The sequence below is a fragment of the Haloarcula sp. S1AR25-4 genome (assembly GCF_031624555.1).
GTDB classification, from domain to species: Archaea; Halobacteriota; Halobacteria; order Halobacteriales; family Haloarculaceae; genus Haloarcula; species Haloarcula pellucida.
Genome location: NZ_JAMQOR010000002.1, coordinates 871,099 through 890,030 on the forward strand (window position 1 = coordinate 871,099; position 18,932 = coordinate 890,030).

21 protein-coding genes are annotated in these 18,932 nt (G+C 68.8%); 7 read left to right on the forward strand and 14 right to left on the reverse strand.

Annotated features, from left to right (window positions below; all coding sequences use genetic code 11):
- Nucleotides 1–23: 23 nt before the first annotated feature.
- Together NDI85_RS13065 and NDI85_RS13070 are read left to right on the forward strand one after the other, a co-directional pair.
- Nucleotides 24–335 carry a HalOD1 output domain-containing protein gene (locus tag NDI85_RS13065; RefSeq protein WP_188995792.1) on the forward strand — a complete coding sequence of 104 codons (312 nt, stop codon included), beginning with the start codon at nt 24–26 and terminating at the stop codon, nt 333–335.
- Between the two features lie 40 nt (nt 336–375).
- The gene (locus NDI85_RS13070) at nt 376–531 is read left to right on the forward strand and encodes a hypothetical protein (protein WP_166966847.1); all 156 of its coding nucleotides are present in this window, start codon (nt 376–378) and stop codon (nt 529–531) included.
- Between the two features lie 136 nt (nt 532–667).
- On the opposite strand, the gene NDI85_RS13075 is transcribed toward NDI85_RS13070, so the two are convergent.
- A complete protein-coding gene (locus NDI85_RS13075; RefSeq protein WP_310916023.1) occupies nt 668–1,510 on the reverse strand; it encodes an alpha/beta fold hydrolase in 843 nt (280 codons plus the stop codon).
- 125 nt (nt 1,511–1,635) lie between these two features.
- Nucleotides 1,636–1,761: a hypothetical protein gene (locus NDI85_RS13080; protein WP_310916024.1), complete on the reverse strand. Its 126-nt coding sequence runs from the start codon at nt 1,759–1,761 to the stop codon at nt 1,636–1,638.
- Nucleotides 1,762–1,950: 189 nt separating this feature from the next.
- On the opposite strand from NDI85_RS13080, the gene NDI85_RS13085 reads away from it, so the two are divergent.
- Nucleotides 1,951–2,460, forward strand: coding sequence for a universal stress protein (locus NDI85_RS13085; protein ID WP_310916025.1), 510 nt, complete (start codon nt 1,951–1,953; stop codon nt 2,458–2,460).
- 204 nt (nt 2,461–2,664) lie between these two features.
- Here the strand turns inward: NDI85_RS13085 and NDI85_RS13090 are convergent, their stop codons facing one another.
- Both NDI85_RS13090 and NDI85_RS13095 read right to left on the reverse strand, forming a co-directional pair.
- Nucleotides 2,665–3,867, reverse strand: a complete 1,203-nt coding sequence (locus NDI85_RS13090; RefSeq protein WP_310916026.1) for a cation:proton antiporter — start codon at nt 3,865–3,867, stop codon at nt 2,665–2,667.
- Nucleotides 3,860–4,351 (reverse strand): cation:proton antiporter regulatory subunit, encoded by a 492-nt coding sequence (locus tag NDI85_RS13095; RefSeq protein WP_188995782.1) that lies wholly within the window; start codon nt 4,349–4,351, stop codon nt 3,860–3,862. Before NDI85_RS13095 ends, NDI85_RS13090 begins: the two co-directional genes overlap by 8 nt.
- A gap of 139 nt (nt 4,352–4,490) precedes the next feature.
- On the opposite strand from NDI85_RS13095, the gene NDI85_RS13100 reads away from it, so the two are divergent.
- Nucleotides 4,491–5,267, forward strand: a complete 777-nt coding sequence (locus NDI85_RS13100; protein ID WP_188995780.1) for a CbiX/SirB N-terminal domain-containing protein — start codon at nt 4,491–4,493, stop codon at nt 5,265–5,267.
- On the opposite strand, the gene NDI85_RS13105 is transcribed toward NDI85_RS13100, so the two are convergent.
- The 3 genes from NDI85_RS13105 to cobN all read right to left on the reverse strand — a co-directional run bounded on the left by NDI85_RS13105 (nt 5,268) and on the right by cobN (nt 10,782).
- Entirely contained in the window at nt 5,268–6,026 is a 759-nt protein-coding gene (locus NDI85_RS13105) for a cobalt-precorrin-7 (C(5))-methyltransferase (protein ID WP_310916027.1), read from the reverse strand. It lies immediately after the preceding gene.
- 66 nt (nt 6,027–6,092) lie between these two features.
- Nucleotides 6,093–6,830 carry a precorrin-8X methylmutase gene (locus NDI85_RS13110; protein ID WP_310916028.1) on the reverse strand — a complete coding sequence of 246 codons (738 nt, stop codon included), beginning with the start codon at nt 6,828–6,830 and terminating at the stop codon, nt 6,093–6,095.
- The gene (gene cobN / locus NDI85_RS13115) at nt 6,820–10,782 is read right to left on the reverse strand and encodes a cobaltochelatase subunit CobN (RefSeq protein WP_310916029.1); all 3,963 of its coding nucleotides are present in this window, start codon (nt 10,780–10,782) and stop codon (nt 6,820–6,822) included. The genes NDI85_RS13110 and cobN overlap by 11 nt, the downstream gene beginning before the upstream one ends.
- Before the next feature lie 35 nt (nt 10,783–10,817).
- Between cobN and NDI85_RS13120 the strand changes: the two genes are divergently transcribed.
- Genes NDI85_RS13120 through NDI85_RS13130 form a run of 3 tightly spaced genes read left to right on the forward strand, consistent with a single transcriptional unit; the run spans nt 10,818 to nt 13,845 of the window.
- Nucleotides 10,818–12,896 carry a VWA domain-containing protein gene (locus NDI85_RS13120; protein ID WP_310916030.1) on the forward strand — a complete coding sequence of 693 codons (2,079 nt, stop codon included), beginning with the start codon at nt 10,818–10,820 and terminating at the stop codon, nt 12,894–12,896.
- 53 nt (nt 12,897–12,949) lie between these two features.
- The gene (locus NDI85_RS13125) at nt 12,950–13,138 is read left to right on the forward strand and encodes a CbtB domain-containing protein (RefSeq protein ID WP_188995771.1); all 189 of its coding nucleotides are present in this window, start codon (nt 12,950–12,952) and stop codon (nt 13,136–13,138) included.
- Nucleotides 13,138–13,845 (forward strand): CbtA family protein, encoded by a 708-nt coding sequence (locus NDI85_RS13130; RefSeq protein ID WP_310916031.1) that lies wholly within the window; start codon nt 13,138–13,140, stop codon nt 13,843–13,845. Before NDI85_RS13125 ends, NDI85_RS13130 begins: the two co-directional genes overlap by 1 nt.
- A 1-nt stretch (nt 13,846) precedes the next feature.
- On the opposite strand, the gene NDI85_RS13135 is transcribed toward NDI85_RS13130, so the two are convergent.
- From NDI85_RS13135 to cobJ, 7 genes are all read right to left on the reverse strand, one after another.
- Nucleotides 13,847–14,014 carry a zinc-ribbon domain-containing protein gene (locus tag NDI85_RS13135; RefSeq protein ID WP_188995767.1) on the reverse strand — a complete coding sequence of 56 codons (168 nt, stop codon included), beginning with the start codon at nt 14,012–14,014 and terminating at the stop codon, nt 13,847–13,849.
- A 153-nt stretch (nt 14,015–14,167) separates the two neighbouring features.
- Nucleotides 14,168–15,391: a PQQ-binding-like beta-propeller repeat protein gene (locus NDI85_RS13140; protein WP_310916032.1), complete on the reverse strand. Its 1,224-nt coding sequence runs from the start codon at nt 15,389–15,391 to the stop codon at nt 14,168–14,170.
- Nucleotides 15,384–15,755, reverse strand: coding sequence for a DUF3209 family protein (locus NDI85_RS13145; RefSeq protein ID WP_310916033.1), 372 nt, complete (start codon nt 15,753–15,755; stop codon nt 15,384–15,386). The genes NDI85_RS13140 and NDI85_RS13145 overlap by 8 nt, the downstream gene beginning before the upstream one ends.
- Nucleotides 15,756–15,767: 12 nt before the next feature.
- On the reverse strand, nt 15,768–16,991 hold the full coding sequence (locus NDI85_RS13150; RefSeq protein WP_310916034.1) for a CbiX/SirB N-terminal domain-containing protein: 1,224 nt from the start codon (nt 16,989–16,991) through the stop codon (nt 15,768–15,770).
- Entirely contained in the window at nt 16,988–17,647 is a 660-nt protein-coding gene (locus tag NDI85_RS13155) for a cobalamin biosynthesis protein (RefSeq protein WP_310916036.1), read from the reverse strand. Before NDI85_RS13155 ends, NDI85_RS13150 begins: the two co-directional genes overlap by 4 nt.
- Nucleotides 17,644–17,952, reverse strand: a complete 309-nt coding sequence (locus NDI85_RS13160) for a ferredoxin (protein ID WP_310916037.1) — start codon at nt 17,950–17,952, stop codon at nt 17,644–17,646. The genes NDI85_RS13155 and NDI85_RS13160 overlap by 4 nt, the downstream gene beginning before the upstream one ends.
- Nucleotides 17,953–17,954: 2 nt before the next feature.
- Nucleotides 17,955–18,932: a precorrin-3B C(17)-methyltransferase gene (cobJ, locus tag NDI85_RS13165; RefSeq protein ID WP_188995756.1), complete on the reverse strand. Its 978-nt coding sequence runs from the start codon at nt 18,930–18,932 to the stop codon at nt 17,955–17,957.

The following is an 18,932-nucleotide window of genomic DNA, read 5'->3' on the forward strand; positions in this document are numbered from 1 at the left end:
AAGTAGGGACAGTACACTGTAGTATGATCGGAACCACCCCCGAACCGAACGAGAACGTCGTCGCCGACGACCCGGATTCCCTGGTCGTCACCATCAGCGAGAAACTCGCTGCCGAACGTGGGGTGTCACCCCGAGAACTGCCGCCGCTGAACGACTACGTCAACGTCGACGCGCTCGCGTCCCTGTTCAACTCGCCCGGAAGCGCCCACCTGACGACGTCCGGGCGCGTCCGTTTTCAGGTCGAGTACAACGAGATACAGGTAGACCACGACGGGACCGTCTCGGTCAGGACGCTCGGTGCCGAACCGTCGCCCGTAGAGACCGTACAGGACTGAACGGCAACCGATGCGAGAACACCACGACCGAGATTCGACCATGATTGCGAACGAAGACGACCAAGAAGAGACGACCCTAGAGCGATACCGTGCCATCGAATACCGCGGCGAGAACGGCCTCGTGACGATCATCCAGGACACCGAGAACGAGGGTGCCTGGATACAGTCCGACGTCAGACGGGACGTCCTGCCGTAGCGACCGCCGCTGGCAGTCCTGCCGACTCTCGATTGCTGCCAAGTGCCCTCACGACCGCCGTGGCGGGATTCTGTATAGCGGTATGGGATTTATAGAGAGTCGGCGTAGCCTAGCGGAGAGCGACAGTCGCACACTCTCAGCGGCCAGCGACGGCCGCATCGACGTGTCGAGCGACGGCGTCGGGATTCTCCCGGGGCGCCCAGTGGGCGCAGTCGTCGAGGACGTGGAGTTCGGCGTCGGGAATCCCCTCGGCGGCACGTTCGGCCCACGCGACCGGGAACAACTCGTCGTGGGCGCCATGGAGCAACCGGGTCGGAACCACGAGGTCGTCGTAGCGGTCGGTGAACGTCGTCCGGTAGCCGTGTCGGCTCACCTCCGCGTCGCGGAACCGTCGGAACGCCGCACCGGCGGCCGGTCGCTTGACCTCCTCGTAGACGGCGTCGACGGCGGCCGCGGGGAGCGCATCGAGGTCGTGGACGAGACCACCCAGACTCGCACGCGTGAGACGGCGACTCCGGCGGAAGGCCGCGATAGCGATGCGGTTGAACACCTGCACCCGCGCGAGGAACAGCGAGAGGCGGCCGTTCGGCAGGTCGCGTCCGAGACCGAACGGATCGATGGGCACCAGCGTCTCGACGAGGTCCGGTCTGTCGAGGGCGAGTTGGATGGCGACACCGCCCCCGAGCGAGAGGCCCACCAGCGTCACCGGCCCGCAGTCGAGCGAGTCGAGGACGCCCGCGACTATCTCGGCGTGTCGCGGAATCGAGTAGGTGTCGTCGATCAGGTCACTCTCGCCGTAGCCGAGCAAGTCCGGCGCGAGGACGTAGTACTCGGGAGTGAGACGGTCGAACACCGGCGGCCACGAGACGCGGGCCGCGTCGATGATACCCCCGTGTAAGAGGACGACAGGGTGGCCGTCACCGGCCGCTCTGTAGTGGATGCGCGCGCCGTCGACCGTGACCGCTCCCTCGTCGACCATGGCGGACGCTCGTCGGCCATCCACTGAAGCGTTTCGTCGTCTGAACCGAATTCGACTCGTTCGGGACTGTTCGGGCGATCTCGTCGCCGATTCTGTGCGCCGGACTGTCGAGTCGATAAACCGTATTACGCGATATCAAAGTTCGTTGCGAACGCCACCTTCCTTCTCCGGTCGTCGACGGGATAGCGGTATCCCGCTATTTCGAGATGGACTGCTGATTCAACGGCCGTCTCTTCGCCGTCCGCGGCCACCTTTTCCAGAGCCCCCGCTCGTTGGGGCCGATTCGTGTTGGGTGCAGAGAATTCGTGCCGAGGTTCGAGAGCGTCTGGAACACTCGTTTGGAATCGGACTCCCGATCGATCGGAGTCGATCGTATCGTCGGTTTTTCATCGCGTGAAAACAATCAGATGTGTTTTCGTCGTGGCCGAAAATATCGAAGCATGACGCTGGTTGTTCCGTTCGATGGATCAGAGCTAGCTGAAGCAGCACTCGTCCGCGCCACGGAGTTCGGGAACGTGTTCGACGAAGACGTGTTAGCTGTAAGCGTAATCCCGGCGGGAAAGGCGGACTATGCCAGAGAACACGGCTGGATCGAGCAGGACGAAGCGTTTGATATGGCGTCTGTCGTTGCCACGTTACACGAGCAAGTGACAGAGTTATGCCCAAGTGCCGATTTCCGACACAAAGTCGTAGATCGGTACGCTCCATCCGGCACTATAGCGAAACACCTGCGGAGAGTGGCGCGGGAAGAAGACGCATCGATGGTCTTCATCGGCAGTGAAAACGCCGGGCATCTCGTTACAGGAGTGAGCAGCGTAGGGGGAACCGTTGCAGCAGACGAGTCCTACGACGTCGTCATCGTCCGACATCGAAGTCCGGCCAAGATCGCCAAACTCAAAAACGCCTCGCCGTACAAAAAGTCGAAGTCTGATTTTTACATCCCCGAGTGAGGATGGCACCTGTCGGCGTTGGCGGGTTTCGACGAATCGGCAACGTTGCGTGGGTCAGTGGCGGCTGGAATCTCGTTGGCGAGCAATGAGACCAGACGTCGTCGCCGCAAACGGCACACGCTGCGGCGGGTGAGAGCCGACATCGTCGCTCGACAGACGCTAGCTAGAGCGCTAGCCGGCGGACCCCGCCGGAGAGAAACGCGGTTAGCTAGCTCGGTCGCCGCCCGTCACCGACAGGACGGCGTCGGTGATGCCGTCGGCCCGGTCGACGAGGACGCTCCCGACGACGCTCATCACGAGGACGTAGCCGACGGCGAACGCGGGGATGACGGAGCCGAGTCGGCCGGTGCCGATGCTGGCCGCGAGTGCGACGAGGACCAGCGAGAACTCGCCGCGGGGAACCAGTCCCAGTCCGACCCGGAGCGAGCGCCGCTGGTTCAGACCGTACACCCGGCCCGAGAGGGTCCCGCTGAAGAGTTTCCCGGCCGTCGTCGCCACCACCGCCACCGCGAGGAGGCCGGCGACGCCCGCGAGCAGCGTCACGTCCGTCGAGAGACCGATGGCGAAGAAGAAGACGGCCGCAAAGAGGTCCCGGGCCGGCGCGACGATGTGTTCGATGCGCTCTACGTGGGTCGTCTGGCTGAGGCCGGTGCCGAGGAAGAAGGCGGCGACGGCCTCGCTGACGCCCAGTGCCAGCGCCGCCCCCGCGACGACGGTGGTCAGTCCGACGACCCGCAGGACGAACTGTTCGTCGGAGCCAGTCGCAAAGAACCGCTCGAACCACCCGGCGCCGTACCACGCGGCGACCGAGAGGCCGCCGAGAAAGAGGAAGGCCACGCCGACGGAGGTGGCCGCCGACTGCAAGCCCCCGCCGCCGGTGATGGCCGCCAGCAGGGCGAGGTAGACGGCGATGAGGATGTCCTCGAACACGAGGGTTCCGAGGATGGGACTGGACTCCGCGTTGGCTATCCACCCCGTCTCGATGAGCGATTTCGTGACGACGGCCGACGAGGAGATGTAGACGATACCCGCCAGAAACAGCGTCTCGACGAGCGTCCACCCGAAGGCGAGGCCGATGACCGCGCCGATGCCGAAGTTGACGACGAAGTCCAGCGCGCCGACGGCGGATATCTTCCGGCGGTCCCGGAGCAACTGGTCGACGCTGAACTCCAACCCGAGGAAGAACAGCAGGAAGACGACGCCCAGTTCCGCCAGCACGTCGATGACCTCCCCCTCGTTCACGAGGGCGACGGGGACGCCCAACAGCGCCGTCGGCTCGTTGGGACCCAGTAGGACGCCGACGAGGATGTACGCCGGGATGACCGAGAGGCCGATACGCCCCGCCAGCATGCCCGCGAGGGCGACCCCGAGGACGGCGATACCGACTTCGAGAAGGAGTTCAGCCATCGTCGTCGGGGGTGATCAGGTCTTCGAGCGCCGACTGTTCGTCGCGGGTCCCCAGCGTCACGAGGATGTCGCCAGCGGTGATGGTGTCGTTGGGGTCGGGATTCGGGAGCGTCTCCTCGTCGCGCTGGATAGCGATGATGGACGCCCCGGTCTGCTGGCGGACCTTCGCGTCGGCCAGCGTCTGGCCCGCGAGCGGCGAGTCGGCCTCGACGTCGACCCACTCGATGATGGCGTCGCCCAGCGGGACGTCCACCGAGTCCGTCTCGACCGGCTGAAAATACGCGCCCTGCAGGATAGCACCTATCTCGCGGGCCTGCCGACCGGAGAGCGTGAACAGGCGGTCGGCGTCGACGTCCGGCCCGTCCTTGTGGAACACTTCGCGTTTCCCGTCGTGGTGGATGACGATGACGAGTCGCTCGTCCCCGTCGAGTTCCACCTCGAACTTCTTGCCCACGCCGGGAACGTCTGTCTCGTAGACGGTCATACCGGGGTAACCACCGCGAGGGAAATAAGCGTCGGGCCGCGAGGCAGGTGACCACAAGCTATTAGTGCCCGCGTTCCATCGTCAAGGCAACAATAGTTTGGCTAAATCAATCTGACTTGATTTAGTCCGCAGAGAACCCATGCCTCACGAAACACTCCTGCTCATCGGTCGAGAGACTGCCCGCGCGACGACCGCGTTCGAGACGCACGCCCGGCGGCTCCGGGACCGGGACCTCGTGGACGACGTTCGGTTGCTGACCTACGGCGAGGAGCCACGTCGGACGCTGACCGATGCCGTCGCCGACCTCGACACGGACCGGGTCGTCGCGGTGCCGCTGACGGTCGCACACGATCACACGACGCTCCGGACGGTGCCGACGCTGCTGGACGACCTCGACGCGACGGTGCGATACTGTGAGCCCGTCGGTCGGAACGCGCTCGTGACCGCCGCCATCGAAGCCCGGGCGGCAGCAGCCGCCCCGACCGACCCCGGAACGTCGGTGGCACTGGTCGCAGCGGGGTCGAGCAGGCGACCGTACCAGCGACAGGTCACGGAGTACCACGCCGAGCGACTCCGTCGACGGTCCGCGTTCGGCGAAGTCGTCCCCTGCTACCTGCGGCAGAACCCCGCGGTAGAGTGTGTCCGCTACAACCTCACCGGCGACCACGCCGTCGCGGTGCCGCTCTTTCTCAGCGAGTGTCCCGCCACAGCCGACTACATCCCGGAGAAGCTCCAGCTCGGCCGTGGTGGGCTGACATACGCTGCCCCGCTCGGCGACCACGAACACGTCACCGAAGCCATCGTCTCGACCGTCGAGACCGAACGCGCCCTCGATACGGGTCCGACGCCACAGACCTTCGAGGAGACGTTGACCGCGACGGCACGCGCGATGGCGACCGACGGCGAGGGCCGGTAGTCAGTCCCGCCGGACCACGAGCACCGAGAGGTCGGAGAAGGGCGTCCCGTCGGCGCCGTCACCGCCGGCGTGGTCGGTGAGGGTACCGAGGGTGGTCGCGGTTCGCTGTTCGTTCTCGTGGGTGAGTCGCTCGTACACTAGCGCCGGCAGGTCCGGGTCCGCTCCGGACTCGACGAGGTCGGCGGCGACGTCACCGGGCATCAGGTCGTACGGTCGGGGCAACACCAGTAGGTGCCGCTCGCCGACGTCACGGCGTAGCCGCTCGCGGTCGGGCGAGAGGTCGCCGCTCTTGTGGAGCGTGACGAACGTCGTGTCTTCCATCGGCGTCCGGGCGCGACTCGCCGCCATCTGAAGCGAGGAGATGCCGGGGACGACCCTGACCGGCGCGTCGACGGTGCGCTGGACCTTCCCGACGAACTGATAGCCAGAGTGGTTCGGGTCGCCCATCAGGACCGCCGCCCCGCGCTCGCCCGACGCCACCCGCTCGGCGAACGTCGCCAGCGTCTCGCTCTCGTCTCGATACCCGCAGGTCAGCAGGTCGGCGTCGGTGCGGTCGGCGACGAACTCGACGACCGTCTCGAAGCCGACGACCACGTCGGCCTCGCGGATGGCTCGTTCGCCCCGCGGCGTGAGGTAGTCGAGGTTCCCCGGGCCGATGCCGACAGCGTAGACCGGGCGGGCGGCGTCGGGGTCCTCCGGGGCCGCGGCCGCGAGGGTCGCCGGGTCCGGTCCCGAATCGAGGTCGTAGTCGTCAGCCATCGAGGTCGACCGCCCCCTCGCGGCTCGCGGGTCCATCCTCCCCGCTCGTTCTTTCCGAGGGAGCGGTCACAGATCGACCGCCCCCTCGCGAGCGTCCGAAGCCACGTGAATCAACTCGTTCGTGAGTCCCGCCGCGAGTCCGGACCCGCCGCGACGCCCGACGTTCGTGATGGCCGGGACGCCGTGATCGGCGGCGACCTCGCGGAGGCGTTTGCGGCTCTCAGCGGCCTTCACGAATCCGACCGGCGTGGCAACGACGACGGCGGGACGGGTGCCGTCCTCGATGCAGTCTGCGAGTGCGAGCGCCGCCGTCGGAGCGTTACCTACGACGGCAATAGATCCGTCGTAGACGCCCTCCCTGTCGAGTTCGAGGACCGAGGCGGCGGTCCGGGTCATCCCCGTCTCGGCCGCGAGGTCGGCGCCGTTACCGATTGCCTTCCGGACCGGACAGTCGTGGCCTCGGCCGGTGATACCGGCTTTCACCATCGTGATGTCGGTGACGACGGGGGCCGTATCGAGGACCGCACGCGCGCCCGCCCTGACCGGTTCGTCGTCGTCGACGCCGGTGAACCGGACCAGGTGCTGGAACTCGGGGTCGCCGGTCGCGTGGACGGACTTCTGGCGAATCCGGTCGGCCAGCGTCTCGTCTGGGACCAGTTCGCGCACGCGGTCCATCGACGTCTCCGCGATGTCCATCGCGTTCTCCGTAGTCGCGCCGAGGTCGGCGTAGTCCTCGAAGTCGTCGGCGGCGGCTTCGCCGCCTCCGTCTCGCGAATCCTCCTGCTTCGCGCGATCAGTCGTCATCGCTCGTCACCTCCGTGGGGTCGCCGCCGGGACCACTCCCGGCACGCGCCTCCAGGTCACCGTCGACGTCGAGATGCAGGTCCCGCAACCGCTCCTCGGTCTCGGCATCGGCGTCCCAGAGGCCGCGGTCGATGGCCTCCAAGAGCGTGTCCGTAATCGAGTCCAGCGCCCACGGGTTCACGTCCCGGAGCCACTCCTGTCTGTCCTCGTCGAAGGCGTAGCGTTCGGCAACGTCCGCCCAGAGCGTGTCGCTGACGACGCCGGTGGTCGCGTCCCACCCCAACACCACGTCGACCGTCGTCGAGAGGTCGCCGGCGCCCTTGTAGTCGTGTTCCTCCATCGAGTCGAGCCACGATGGGTTGAGGACGCGGGCGCGCATCGCCTTCCGGACCTTCTCCTCGTTGGTATAGACGTCGACGTTGTCGGGGTCCGACGAGTCGCCTACGTAGGAATCTGGTTCCTCGCCGGCTATCTCGGTCACGGCGGAGATGAACCCGCCGTGGAAGGCGTACCAATCAGAGGAGTCGAACTCGTCCTGTTCGGCGGTATCCTCTATCTTGACCGTCGCCTCGACGGAGGCGAGGCGGCGCTCGAAGGCGTCGTGGGCGTCGCTGACGCGGCCCCGCGACCCCATCGCGTAGCCGCCCCACTGGACGTACACGTCGGCGAGGTCCGAGCGGTCCTCCCAGTTCCCCTCGTCGACGGCCTTGTTCGTCCCGGCACCGTAGCCGCCGGGTCGGGTCGTGAACACGCGGTGCGTCGCGGCGTCGCGGGCGTCGCCTTCGGCCATCCCGCCTTCGATGAGGTCCGCTGTCTCCTCCTCGACGTGCTTTTTCACGTAGTTCATCTCCGGCGGTTCGTCGAGGTCCACGACGGCCTCGACGGCGTCGTGAACGACGCTCGCGGCGGCGGGGAACGCGTCACGGAACAGACCGGAGACACGCGTCGTCACGTCGATTCGCGGCCGGCCGAGTTCGTCCAGCGGAATCGGGTCGACGTCCTCGACGCGGCCGGCGTCGGACCAGACCGGTTCGACCCCCATCAGCGCGAGGACCTGTGCGATGGTCTCCCCGCGCGTTCGCACGGTCGGCGTCCCCCAGACGACGACGCCTACCTCTTCGGGGTAGTCGCCTTCGTCGGTCTCGTCTCGCGGTTCGTCGGACTCTCCGCTCGACTGGTCCGCGGCGCTTCGCGCCGCGCTGACATGTCTCTCGAGGACGCCCTCGGCGACCTCGCTCCCGACGTCCCACGCGGATTTGGCCGGGACCTTCCGCGGGTCAAGCGTGTAGAAGTTCCGCGCCGTCGGGAGCAGGTCGACGCCGCCGCGGGTCGGTGCGCCCGAGCCACCCGGCGGGACGTATTCTCCTTCGAGGGCATCTGCGGTTCGGGGTATCTCGTCGGCCGCGCCGGCGACCCGCGGGGCAGCCTCCTCGCAGACGTAGGAAAGCACCTCGCGCAGGTCGTCGTGAGCGCCCGACCGGGCGCGTGCGTCCCCGAGTGGGTCGATGTCGACCACGAGCAGGTTCATGTTGACCTCGCTGTCCCCGTCGTCGAGTTCGCTCTCGGGCACGTCGAAGCCGTGGTCGGCGAGCGTCCGAACCAGTTCTTTGCTCGTCTCGTGGACGTGGTCGGCGGCCTCGGCGTAGGTCATCCCCAGCGCCTCGTCGTACTCGCCGGGGGCGTTCCGGAGGTTGTCGTAGTCGACGCCCAACACACCCGCAACACTCTCGCGCAGAGAGGGCGCGCCGGGGTTCTCCAGTCGCGTGAGCGCGACGAGGTAATCGACGAGACGGTCGTCGGCGGGCGGTTCGCCCATCGTGTGCAGGCCCTTCCGAATCTGGGTCGTCTTGACGTCGGTGAGGTACTCGTGGACGCGCTCGACCAGTTCGTCGATGGAGAGGTCGTCGCCCTCGACGAGGGTCGTGCCCGCTTCGTCTCGCGGGTCGCTGCGCTCCCCGCTCGACCGTTCCGAGGCGCTGCGCGCCTCGCGCTCGATACCGAGTTCGACGGCGAGGTCCAGTTCGTCGACCGTCTCGCGGAGCAGGTCCGCGAGATGGTCGCCGTCGTCCGTTCGGGCGTCCTCCATGCCGGCCTCGCGGTAGCGGTCGGCCAGTTCTTCGAGGTCGGCGAGGTCGTCGTAGGTGCCGGCGTTGGCCATCACCGGCGTGAGGTAGTCGACGATAGCGGCGTAGGACCGACGCTTGGCCTGCGTGCCCTCGCCGGGGTTGTTGACGATGTAGGGGTAGACGTTCGGCAGGTCGTCGATGAGCTGGTCGGGCGCGCTCTCGCCGTCCAGCCCCACCGTCTTGCCGGGGAGCCACTCCAGACTGCCGTGGGTGCCCAGATGGACGACGGCGTCGGCTTCGTAGGCGTTGCGGAGCCAGCGGTAGAAGGCGACGTAGTCGTGGGGTGGCTGGAGGTCCGAGTCGTGGTACACCTTCGAGGGGTCCATCCCGAACCCGCGCGGAGGCTGGACGGTGACGAGGACGTTACCGAACTCTACGCCGGGGACGGCGAACGGCCGGTCGGGCGGGTCGCCCCACTCCTCGGTGACGTTCTCGCAGAAGCCCGAATCGAGGGCGTCGAACCACTCGGCGTACTGGTCGGGCGAGACGGTGTCGACGCTCAGCTCGCGGACGTCCTCGGGCGCGACCCAGCGGTCGTCCAGCGTCAGTTGAGCAGTCAAGCGCTCGACGAGCGACTGGCCGGAGTCGGGCAGTTCCCCTCCGGTATCGTACCCCCGCGCGTCGAGTTCGTCTAAGAGGTTCACCGTGCTCTCCGGCGAATCGAGGCCGAAGGCCGTCCCGATACCGTCGTCGCTGGGCGGGTAGTTGTGGAGGACGACGGCCACGTTCTTCTCGTCGTTTGGCGTGTGACGAAGGTCGGCCCAGTTGACCGCGAGGCGGGCGACGTGGTCGACCCGGTCGTCGATGGGGAAGTGCTGTTTGGGGGCGCTTCCGATGTCGGCGTCGTCGTCGGTGCGTTCCTTCCCGGAGATGGGATGCGTAATCACGTTGCCGTCGAACTCCGGCAGGGCCACCGAGAGCGCGAGTTCGAAGCCCATCACGCCGGTGTCGCTCGAATCGTACCGGGAGCGCGAGCGCATCGTCGTCACCGTCTGGAGGACCGGCACGCCCAGGCGGTCGAGGAACACGTCCTCGGCACCGTCGCCCTCGTCGCTGGCGCTCCGCCCGCGTTCGTCCATCGACAGCGAGAACATGAACGACGAACAGACGGCGTCCACGCGCGGGTTCCCGTCGGCGTCCAACAACCACTCCTCGGTCACCTGTTCGGCGTTCCACTGCCCCTCGGCGTCGGTCGCCGGTTCACAGAAGACGGGGAGCGCGTTCGCCCCCTCGCGTTCGATGGCCCGCACCTGCGCGTCGACGTAGCGGGTGTTCTCGTGGGTCCAGTGGGACTCGTAGAACCAGACGGCGACGGTCGGTTTCTCGGGGTCGAAGGTGGCGTACAGGTCCTCGAACCCCGCGGCGGGGTGGTCCGGGTGGTAGACCCCCTCCGTCGGGAGATGGACCGGGTCGTCGTAGGCGGGGTCGGCGTCGCCGTACTGCGCGACGAGGTAGCGCGCGCAGTTGGCGACGTTGCTCGCCCCGCCCCGCTCTAAGTACTCGTAGACCGTCTCGCGGTGATCGTCGGGGACGGACGTGTCCTCGAACGCGAAGGCGTCGCCGGTCGCCTTCACGACCAGCGGGACGCCCGCCGCCCGCAGTCGCTCGACGGCGCGTTCGTACCCCGGCATGCTGTCCTCGGCGCCGTGAAGCCAGAGGACGACGGCGTCGGCCGTCTCCAGTTCTGTGAGGAACGACTCGACGGCCGGTTCGTCGTCTAAGTCGCTCTCCGAGCGCACCGTGAGGTCGGCGTCGACCGCCGAGGCGGCGCGCTGGACGGCCCCGAGTTCGTTCTCCGTCGCGGTGTAGAGTCCGATGTGTGGCATAAGGTTGTTAAACTCCCGTTTGTACTAATACAAGTATGGTTGTATTCGGTGCGGGCAAAAAAGCTTCGCAGGGGCCGTCGTTCTCCGGCGTGGTCGGCCAGCGCGACCTCAAGGACGGACTGCTGGCGGTCGCCGCCGACGACAGCCTCGACGGGTTGCTGGTCCGCGGCGAGAAAGGCACCGCAAAGTCGACGGCCGTGCGGGCGCTGGCGGACCTGCTGCCGAGCCAGCGGGCCGTCGCCGACTGTCCGTACGGCTGTCCGCCCGACGACGCCGACCGGCAGTGTGCGGACTGTCGAGAGCGCGCCGACCCGCCGGTCGAGGAGCGGTCGGTGCCGCTCGTGACGCTGCCGCTGGGTGCGACGCGGGACCGCGTGGTCGGGACGCTTTCGGTGGCCGACGCGCTGGGCGGCGAGTACGAGTTCGACGCCGGCCTGCTGGCGCGGGCCAACCGCGGCGTCCTCTACGTCGACGAGGTGAACCTGCTCGACGACCACCTCGTGGACGTCCTGCTGGATGCGGCCGCGAGCGGCGTCAACCGCGTCGAACGCGACGGCGTGACGGTGACCCACCCCGCCGAGTTCACGCTCGTCGGGACGATGAACCCCGAGGAAGGGGAGTTGCGGCCCCAACTCCGGGACCGCTTCGCCCTCCAGACCGAGGTCACGGCCTGCGAGGGTGTCGACGACCGGGTAGCCATCATCGACCGTGCGCTGGGGGGCGACGAGACGGTCGACCCGGACGACCCAGACGAGGACGAGTCCGCTCGGGAACGCCTGCTGACGGCCCGCGAGTTGCTCGGTGACGTCGACATCGCCCGGGAGTTCCGCGAGCAGATAGCCGAACTCTGCCGGGACGCCCGACTCGACGGCCACCGCGGCGACATCGCGACGGCGCGGGCCGCACGAGCCTTCGCCGCACTCGACGGTCGGACGACCGTGCTGGAGTCCGACGTGGAACAGGCCGCCGAGTTCGCGCTCCCGCACCGGCTGACCTCCGAGCCGTTCGAGGAGCCGCCGGACGTCGACGACGTGCTCGACGACCACTTCGAGGACGAGGCGGGAGAGAGCGAGACGGACGAGGGGAGGAGCGACGGCGCAAGCGACGACGAAGAGTCCGAGGCCGACGAGGCCGACGGGACGGACGAGTCGACCGGTGACTCGTCTACCGACGACAGTCGCGGGGACGACGCCGGCGGCGACCCGGACGAGAGCGACCGGAACGGGTCGCCAGCGCCCGCCGAGGGCGACGGTGAGCGCGACGACGACGAACGGGAAGGCGACGACGGCCCAGAGAGCGACGACGAGGACACCGAGGAGGCGGCCCCACCGCTGCTCCCCGGGCAGTCCCGTGCGGACATCGGAGAGAGCGACGCCCCGACGATGACAGCCCCGTCCGTCGACACAGACGGCGGCGCGGCCAGCGGCCGCGCGAGTGCGACCGGGACTGACCGCGGGGCGACGGTGCGGACCGAGCGGGCCGGTGCCGGTGACGAGGTGGACGCGGCGGCCTCGGTTCGGGCGGCCGCCAGACGCGGCGCCGACGGCGTCGGGTCCCGTGACCTACGGCAGTCTGTCAGGGCGGGCGACGCCGAGACGCTGGTCGTGTTCGCCGTCGACGCGAGCGCGTCGATGCGGTCGGCGATGCGGGCCGCGAAGGGAACCGTGCTGGAGTTGCTGAAAGGCGCGTATCAGGCCCGCGACGAAGTGGCGTTCGTCACCTTCGCCGGCGAGGACGCCGACGTGGTGTTGCCGCCGACCGACAGCGTCACTCGGGCGGCCCGGCACCTCAAGGACCTGCCGACCGGCGACCGGACGCCGCTGCCGGCCGGTCTGCGAACTGCGGGCGAAGTGATAGCCCGGGCGGACCCGGACGCGGCAGTCGTCGTCCTCGTCACCGACGGCCGGGCGAACGCCGCCGACGGGAGCCCGGTCGGTGAGACCCGCGAGGCGGCGAGAGCGCTCGGGACAGTCGCCGACCGTACTCTCGTCGTCGACGTCGGTGACGGCGGACACGCGGGACTGACGGACCTCGTCGCCAGCGAGACGGCCGCCGACGTGGTCCCGCTCTCGGCGCTGAGCGCCGACCGAGTGGACGCCGCAGTCGACGGGTGAGAGCAGCCGGAAGTTTTACAATCTGACTTGCTCTCTTGGCAAGTAGAGTTTCAATGCAGCCAACCGACGACAGCGTCTACGACCGTTTCGAACGCGCCAGAGCCAGTCTCTCGGGGACACAGGTCGCCGTGGGGGTCGCACTCGTGGCCGCACTCGGGTTCGCGCTCCTGTTCGTGCAAGAGCCGATGCTCCACGACTCGCTGCACAACTTCCGTCACAGCGCCGGTATCACCTGTCACTGATGACGAGTGACCACCTCGAACGCGGCGCACTCGCCGGCGTCGGCGGCGGCCTCGCCTACGGCCTGTTCGTCGCGACGGTCGGCAACAGCTTCACCGCCGGACTGGAGACGTTCGAACACGGCCACGGCGGGGGCGGTCCCGTCGTCTCGGAACTGACGACGACGCTCGCGAGCGTCGGCGGCGGCGTCCTCTGGGGACTCCTGTTCGGCGTCGCCGTCTTCGGCGTGGGCTATTACCTCCTCGAACCGGCGCTGCCCGGCACCGGCGCGACGAAGCGGCTGGCGCTGGCCGGCGCGGGCTTTCTGACCGTCTCCGGCGCGCCGTGGCTCGTCCTCCCGCCGCAACCGCCGGGCGTCGAGCAGGCCCTTCCGACGGAAACGCGGCTGGCGTGGTACGGCGGCCTGATGGTCGTCGGCGCGCTCGTCGCGGTGGCTTGCGGGCTGGCGTACCGGCGGACGGCGGGCCGGCCCCGTGTCGTTACCGCCGCGGCGACGCTGGCACCGCTCGCGTTGCTGGCCGTCCCAGTCGTCCTCGCACCGGCGAACCCGGTCCACGGCGACGTGCCGGCGGCGCTCGTCGCGGCCTACCGCTGGACCGTCGTGTTCGGGCAGGCCCTGCTCTGGGCGACCCTCGCGGCGGTCCACGCGTGGCTCGGCGACCCAGCGACCACGCAGGTCGACACCGACTACCCGGCGACGGCCGACTGAGTCAGTTCCCGTCGGTCGCGTCGGCTCCACACTGGGGACACTCCTCGGCGTCGTCCGGAACCGACTCTCCGCAGGCCGGACACTCCGCCGTCCGGTGCTCTTCGGCCGCCTCGCTGGCCGTCTGCTTGAACTTCTCGACCTTCCGACCCGCTTTCTCGAAGAAGCCCACGCTAGGCACCTCCGGTCGCGTCGCCGTCGGCCGTCGGACTGTCCATATCTGTCCCACGGGCGGTAGCGGCAAAAGAGTCGGGTCGGTCGGCGGGCAGACGCTCACCGAAGACGACTGGTCCGGGCGAGCGACAGTGTCGTGACGGTCGGTCCGTCACTCGGCGGAAAACCGATGGAGGCGGTACGCGCCGCGTTCCCGGCCCTCGTCGTGGTAGACGACCGGTTCCTCGACGGCGGCGACCGTATCGCCCTCGACGGCCGCTGCGGTGACGACGCCCGCCGTGTCGTGGGTCGCCACCCGGCCGCCGAGCGTATCGTAGACCCGGACCGCGTGGGCGTCGGCGTCGCGGTCGCGGAAGTGCTGTGCGCCCGGGACCGCGACGAGCGAGCCGTCGGTACCGAGTCCGCTGGCGAACCCGCCGACCGGACCCGTCCAACGTTCGGTCCCGTCGAGCGAGACGCCCACGGCGGTGTGTTCCCGGGGATGACGGGCGTCAGTCTGGCGGCCGTCCTCGGGGTAGGTGTTGCCGGTCACGAACACCGCGCCGTCGTCGGTCGCGTGGACGTGGTTCGGATAGGCGTACACTGCCTCGCCGTCGACGGTGCGGGACGGTGCCAGCGAGACGCGCCAGCGCTCCGCGCCGTCCGCATCGAGGTGGTAACCGCAGTAGTCACCGTGGCTGGCGACGACGGCACCCGAATCGAGGAGTGTCACGTCGCCGACCCGTCGCTGGCCCGCGGTGCCGGGGTCCCACATCCATCGGGGAGAGCCGTCGTCGGCGTCGAGGACGACGAGGCCGTGCTGGTGGTCGCCGGGACAGCGGTTGTACGCGACGGCGAGACGGTCGTCCCGGACCGAGAGGGAGATAGGCGAGGCGTCTGTCCGGTAGGTCCAGTCGACCCCGCCGTCCGGCGCGAACGCGTAGACGACGCTCTGGAACGTTCGGTCCCCGTCGACGCGCTCGTAGCGGCGGGCGGCCGCATACAGGCGGTCACCGTCGGTCGTGAGGCTGGCGACGAACGGCAGGAGAAAGCGAGTGTCGTCCTGTGGCGTCCCGACGTCCTCGCGCGTCTCGTAGCGCCACCGTACGCTCCCGTCGACGTCGTGACAGCGTATCTCACCGCGGGCGCTGCGCTCGCCGACGGCAGGTCCACCGCCGAACGGTTCGACCGCGACGACGCTCTGCCCGTCGTCGCCCTCGTGGTGCCAGCGGACCGTCGGCCGAGGCCCCGAGACGTCGACCGCCCGCAGGTCGCCGTCCGCCGTGCCGACGACGGCGACGCCGTCGGCCAGTGCGACCGCAGAGCGGCGGCCCTGTTGGCGTGAGCGAGCCGGCGCCACGTCGCCGAGCGTGACGGTCGACGCGTGTTCACTCATCGACTGGGAACGCCTCGTGGAGGACGTCGTGGGCCTCGCCGAGACCCGCGAGGACGTCCTCGCCCTGTGTCGTCAGTCGTTGTACCGCCCGTTCGGCGTCACGCACCGCGACGAGTCGGCCCCGCAGGTAGTCGTACTCGGGGTCGTCGCTGTCGGTCCGCGCTATCTCCTCTTCTAAGTCGACGAGCGCCGCGTCGAGGTGGCGCTCGATAGCTGCGAGCGTCCCGGCGTTCGCGAGTGCCTCGATTGGGCCGGTCATGTGGCCCTCCAGCTCCTGTTTCGCGTGCTGGCGCGCGTGGTCGTCTTCGGTACCGAGAACGTTCATGAGGCCCAGTCGGAGGGCCTCGATTTCGTAGCAGCTCATGGGTGTATCGTGTTACAGCGTCTGGTCGACGAGTTCGGAGACGATGCGGTCGCGGTCCAGATGCGACGAGACGATACTGTCGGCGTCGCCCTCGGCGACGCCGCCGTACCAGACGCCGTCGGGGTAGACGGCGACCATCGGTCCCTCGCCACAGCGCCCGAGACAGGACGAGCGCGTGATGCGGGCGTCACACTGGTCGCTGTCGCGGGCGGCCTGCCGGAGGCGTTCGAGGACGGCGGGCGCGCCGTCCTGCGCGCAGGTCTGGTTGGTACAGACCGCGACGTGTTTCTCCGGGGCGTCGTGGACGTGCGGGTCGTCGTCGACGTCCTCGCGGTCAGCGTGTTCGGCCTGATGAGTCAGCGCCCGGAGCATGGCGCGGGCGCCGCCCTGATCCGCCTCGTAGCCGTCGAGTTCCACCTTGTACTTGCAGGTGTCACAGGACATCTCGACGCTGCCCGTTCGCGCTTCCTGCCAGCGGTCGCCGAGCACGTCGAGCAGGCGCAGGTCGGTCCCCAGCGGTTCGCCGTAGGCGGCGTCGACGTAGGGGTACTCGGCGTCGAACTCCTCGGCCCCGTCCTTGATGCGCCCGGTCAGCACGCCGTCGCCGAGCATGTACGGCAGGACGACGACGGCGTCAGGCCGGGTCTTCGCGAGGTCGTGGAGCGTCTCGTCTAAGAGCGGTTCGGTGACGCCGACGAACGACGCGTCGACGCGCGAGAACTCCCGGCCCTCGTACAGCAGGCGGGCGAGTTTGTGGACGTCAGCGTTGGCGTCGGGGTCAGAGGACCCGCGGGCACACACCACCACGGCCACGTCGTCGGCCTCGCGGTCGACGCCCAACTCGGCCTCGACGGCGGCCGCCCGGTCGTCCAGCAAGTCCAGAATCGCCGGATGGACGCCCAGATGCGCGCCGTTGTTGATAGTCAGCCCCGGGTGAGCCTCGCGGGCCTGTTGGACCGCCAGCGGCACGTCGTTCTTCACGTGGCTGGCGGCGAACAGCGAGAGGTGGACGACCGTCACCTGCGACACCGTCGAAGCCAATCCCGCGATTGCCTCGTCGATGGCCGGTTCCGCGAGTTCGAGGAAGGCGGCGTCGACAGGGATGCCCAGCCGTCCTTCGAGGTCGGCTGCGAGTTCGCGCACCTGTTCGTTGGACTTCTCGCGACGGGAGCCGTGGCCGGCCAGCAGGACCGCTTCGTCGTCGAGGCCGTCGGGGGCGGCGGTCGCTTCGCTCATCGGACTCGCTCGACGCTCTTTCGGAGCTTTCGCCGCCGACTCGGCGCGAACAGCCCCGTCTCTTCGCTCCCGTCGTAGACCCAGTCCGCGAGGTCCGGCACCGCGTCGTCCGCGACGCCGAACCAGTAGCCCGACGAGGCGTCGGCAAGGTCGTCGTACGGCGCGTCGACGGGGGCGCTGTCGAGCAGTGACTGGACCGTCCGGAGGAGGCGCTCGTCTTCGTGGACGAACGAGACGCCCACCGCCTCGTCGTCGGACTTGAAACACACCGTGCCACACCCCTCCAGCAGGCCCCGGAGGAGTTGCCGGTCGTGGGCGGCGAGCGTATCGAAGCGGTAGCCCCCGGCCTGCCCGTCGAAGGGCAGGCCCAGCGCGGCGCTGGCCCGATCGGCGAGGCCGCCGAGGACCTGCACCGTGTACTCGTCCTCGGTCCGAGTTATCGACGTGTCGTGGGCGTACTCTCGCTCGACGATGCGGTGGTCGGCCCGTTCGGCCCCAGCGACGGACGCCAGCCGTCGGGCCGCCGTCTCGTCGCTCGTCCTGACGGTGACACAGCCGTCCTCGCACTCCCCGTCTGCGGCGACCCGGCCCCAGAAGTACGCCGTCTCGGGATGGGCCGAAAGCAGGTCGCCGGGTGCGCCGGTCTCGATGCTCATTGCTCGGCCTCCCCGGTCGCGGCGGCCGTCTCGCGGTCGACGGACTCGACGCTGATGGCGTCCAGCGGACAGGCGGCGGCCGCCTGTTCGGCCGACTCGCGCCGGTCGTCGTCGAACGTGGCGGCGACGGCTTCCGCGCCGTCGACCTCCAGCACGGCGAGGCCCTCGCTGTCTTCTCGCGGGCGCTGCCCGCTCGAATGGTCCGCGGAGCTCCGCTCCGCGCTCTCCTCCACGAACCGGTCGTCGCGCACGAGACAGGCGAAGACGCCGTCGCAGGCCTCGCGGTCGATGGTGATTCGGTACATGCTCAGTAGTCGTACTTCGTCTCGTAGCCACGCGGCGTGACCATCCGTCCGTCCCAGACGTAGGTGTCCTCGTTGCCCACGAGCAGGGTCGTCGTCATGTCGACGAGGTCCGTCTCGCCCAACTCGGGCAGGTCCTGTAACTCGACGATTTCGGCCCGTTCGTCCTCGCGGCCCGCGGCGTGGACGACGCCGACCGGCGTCTCGGGGTCGCGGTGTTCCAGCAGGATCTCGCAACATTTCTCGTAGTTCTCGCGGCGCTTGCGGCTCCACGGGTTGTAGATGGTGATGGTGAATCCCTCCTTGGCGGCGGCGTGGAGGCGTGACTCGATGGTCGGCATGTCGGTGAGGTGGTCCGACAGCGAGATGGAGACGGTGTCGTTGACCAGCGGCGCGCCCACGCGGGCGGCACACGACTGGGCCGCCGGGACGCCGGGAACCACGTCGAAGTCTAGCATCGACGCCGTCGCGCCCTTCGATTCGACGATTTCGAGCGCGAGGCCGGCGAGCGCGTAGACGTTCGGGTCACCGCTGCCGATGATGGCGACGTCGTTGCCGGCGAGCGCCCGGTCGATGGCCTCCTCGGTTCGGGAGACTTCGCCGCACATCGGCGTGTCGTAGATGTCGTCGGCGCGCTCCGTGATGTCGTCGGGGAGCAGGTCGACGTAGGTCGTGTAGCCGACGATGTGCTCGGCGTCGGACAGGGCCGCCTTCGCGCGGGCGGTCATCCCCTCCGGTTGGCCGGGTCCGAGGCCGACCGCCACGAGTTGTCCGGGGTCTGCGTCGAAGTCGTCGACGGTGGCGCCGACCTCCTCCTCGTCGGCGTCGTCGGTGGACGCCCCGCACCCGCTACTGCTGGACGACGACGACGCGCCGCACTTCGAACTACCGTCGTCGGTCTCCGCGCTCGTCTCCGTCGACGTGCTCGCTCCGCATTTCGATTCGGTGTCTGTACTCGCGTCGGTGGTGTCGTCAGTACTCAT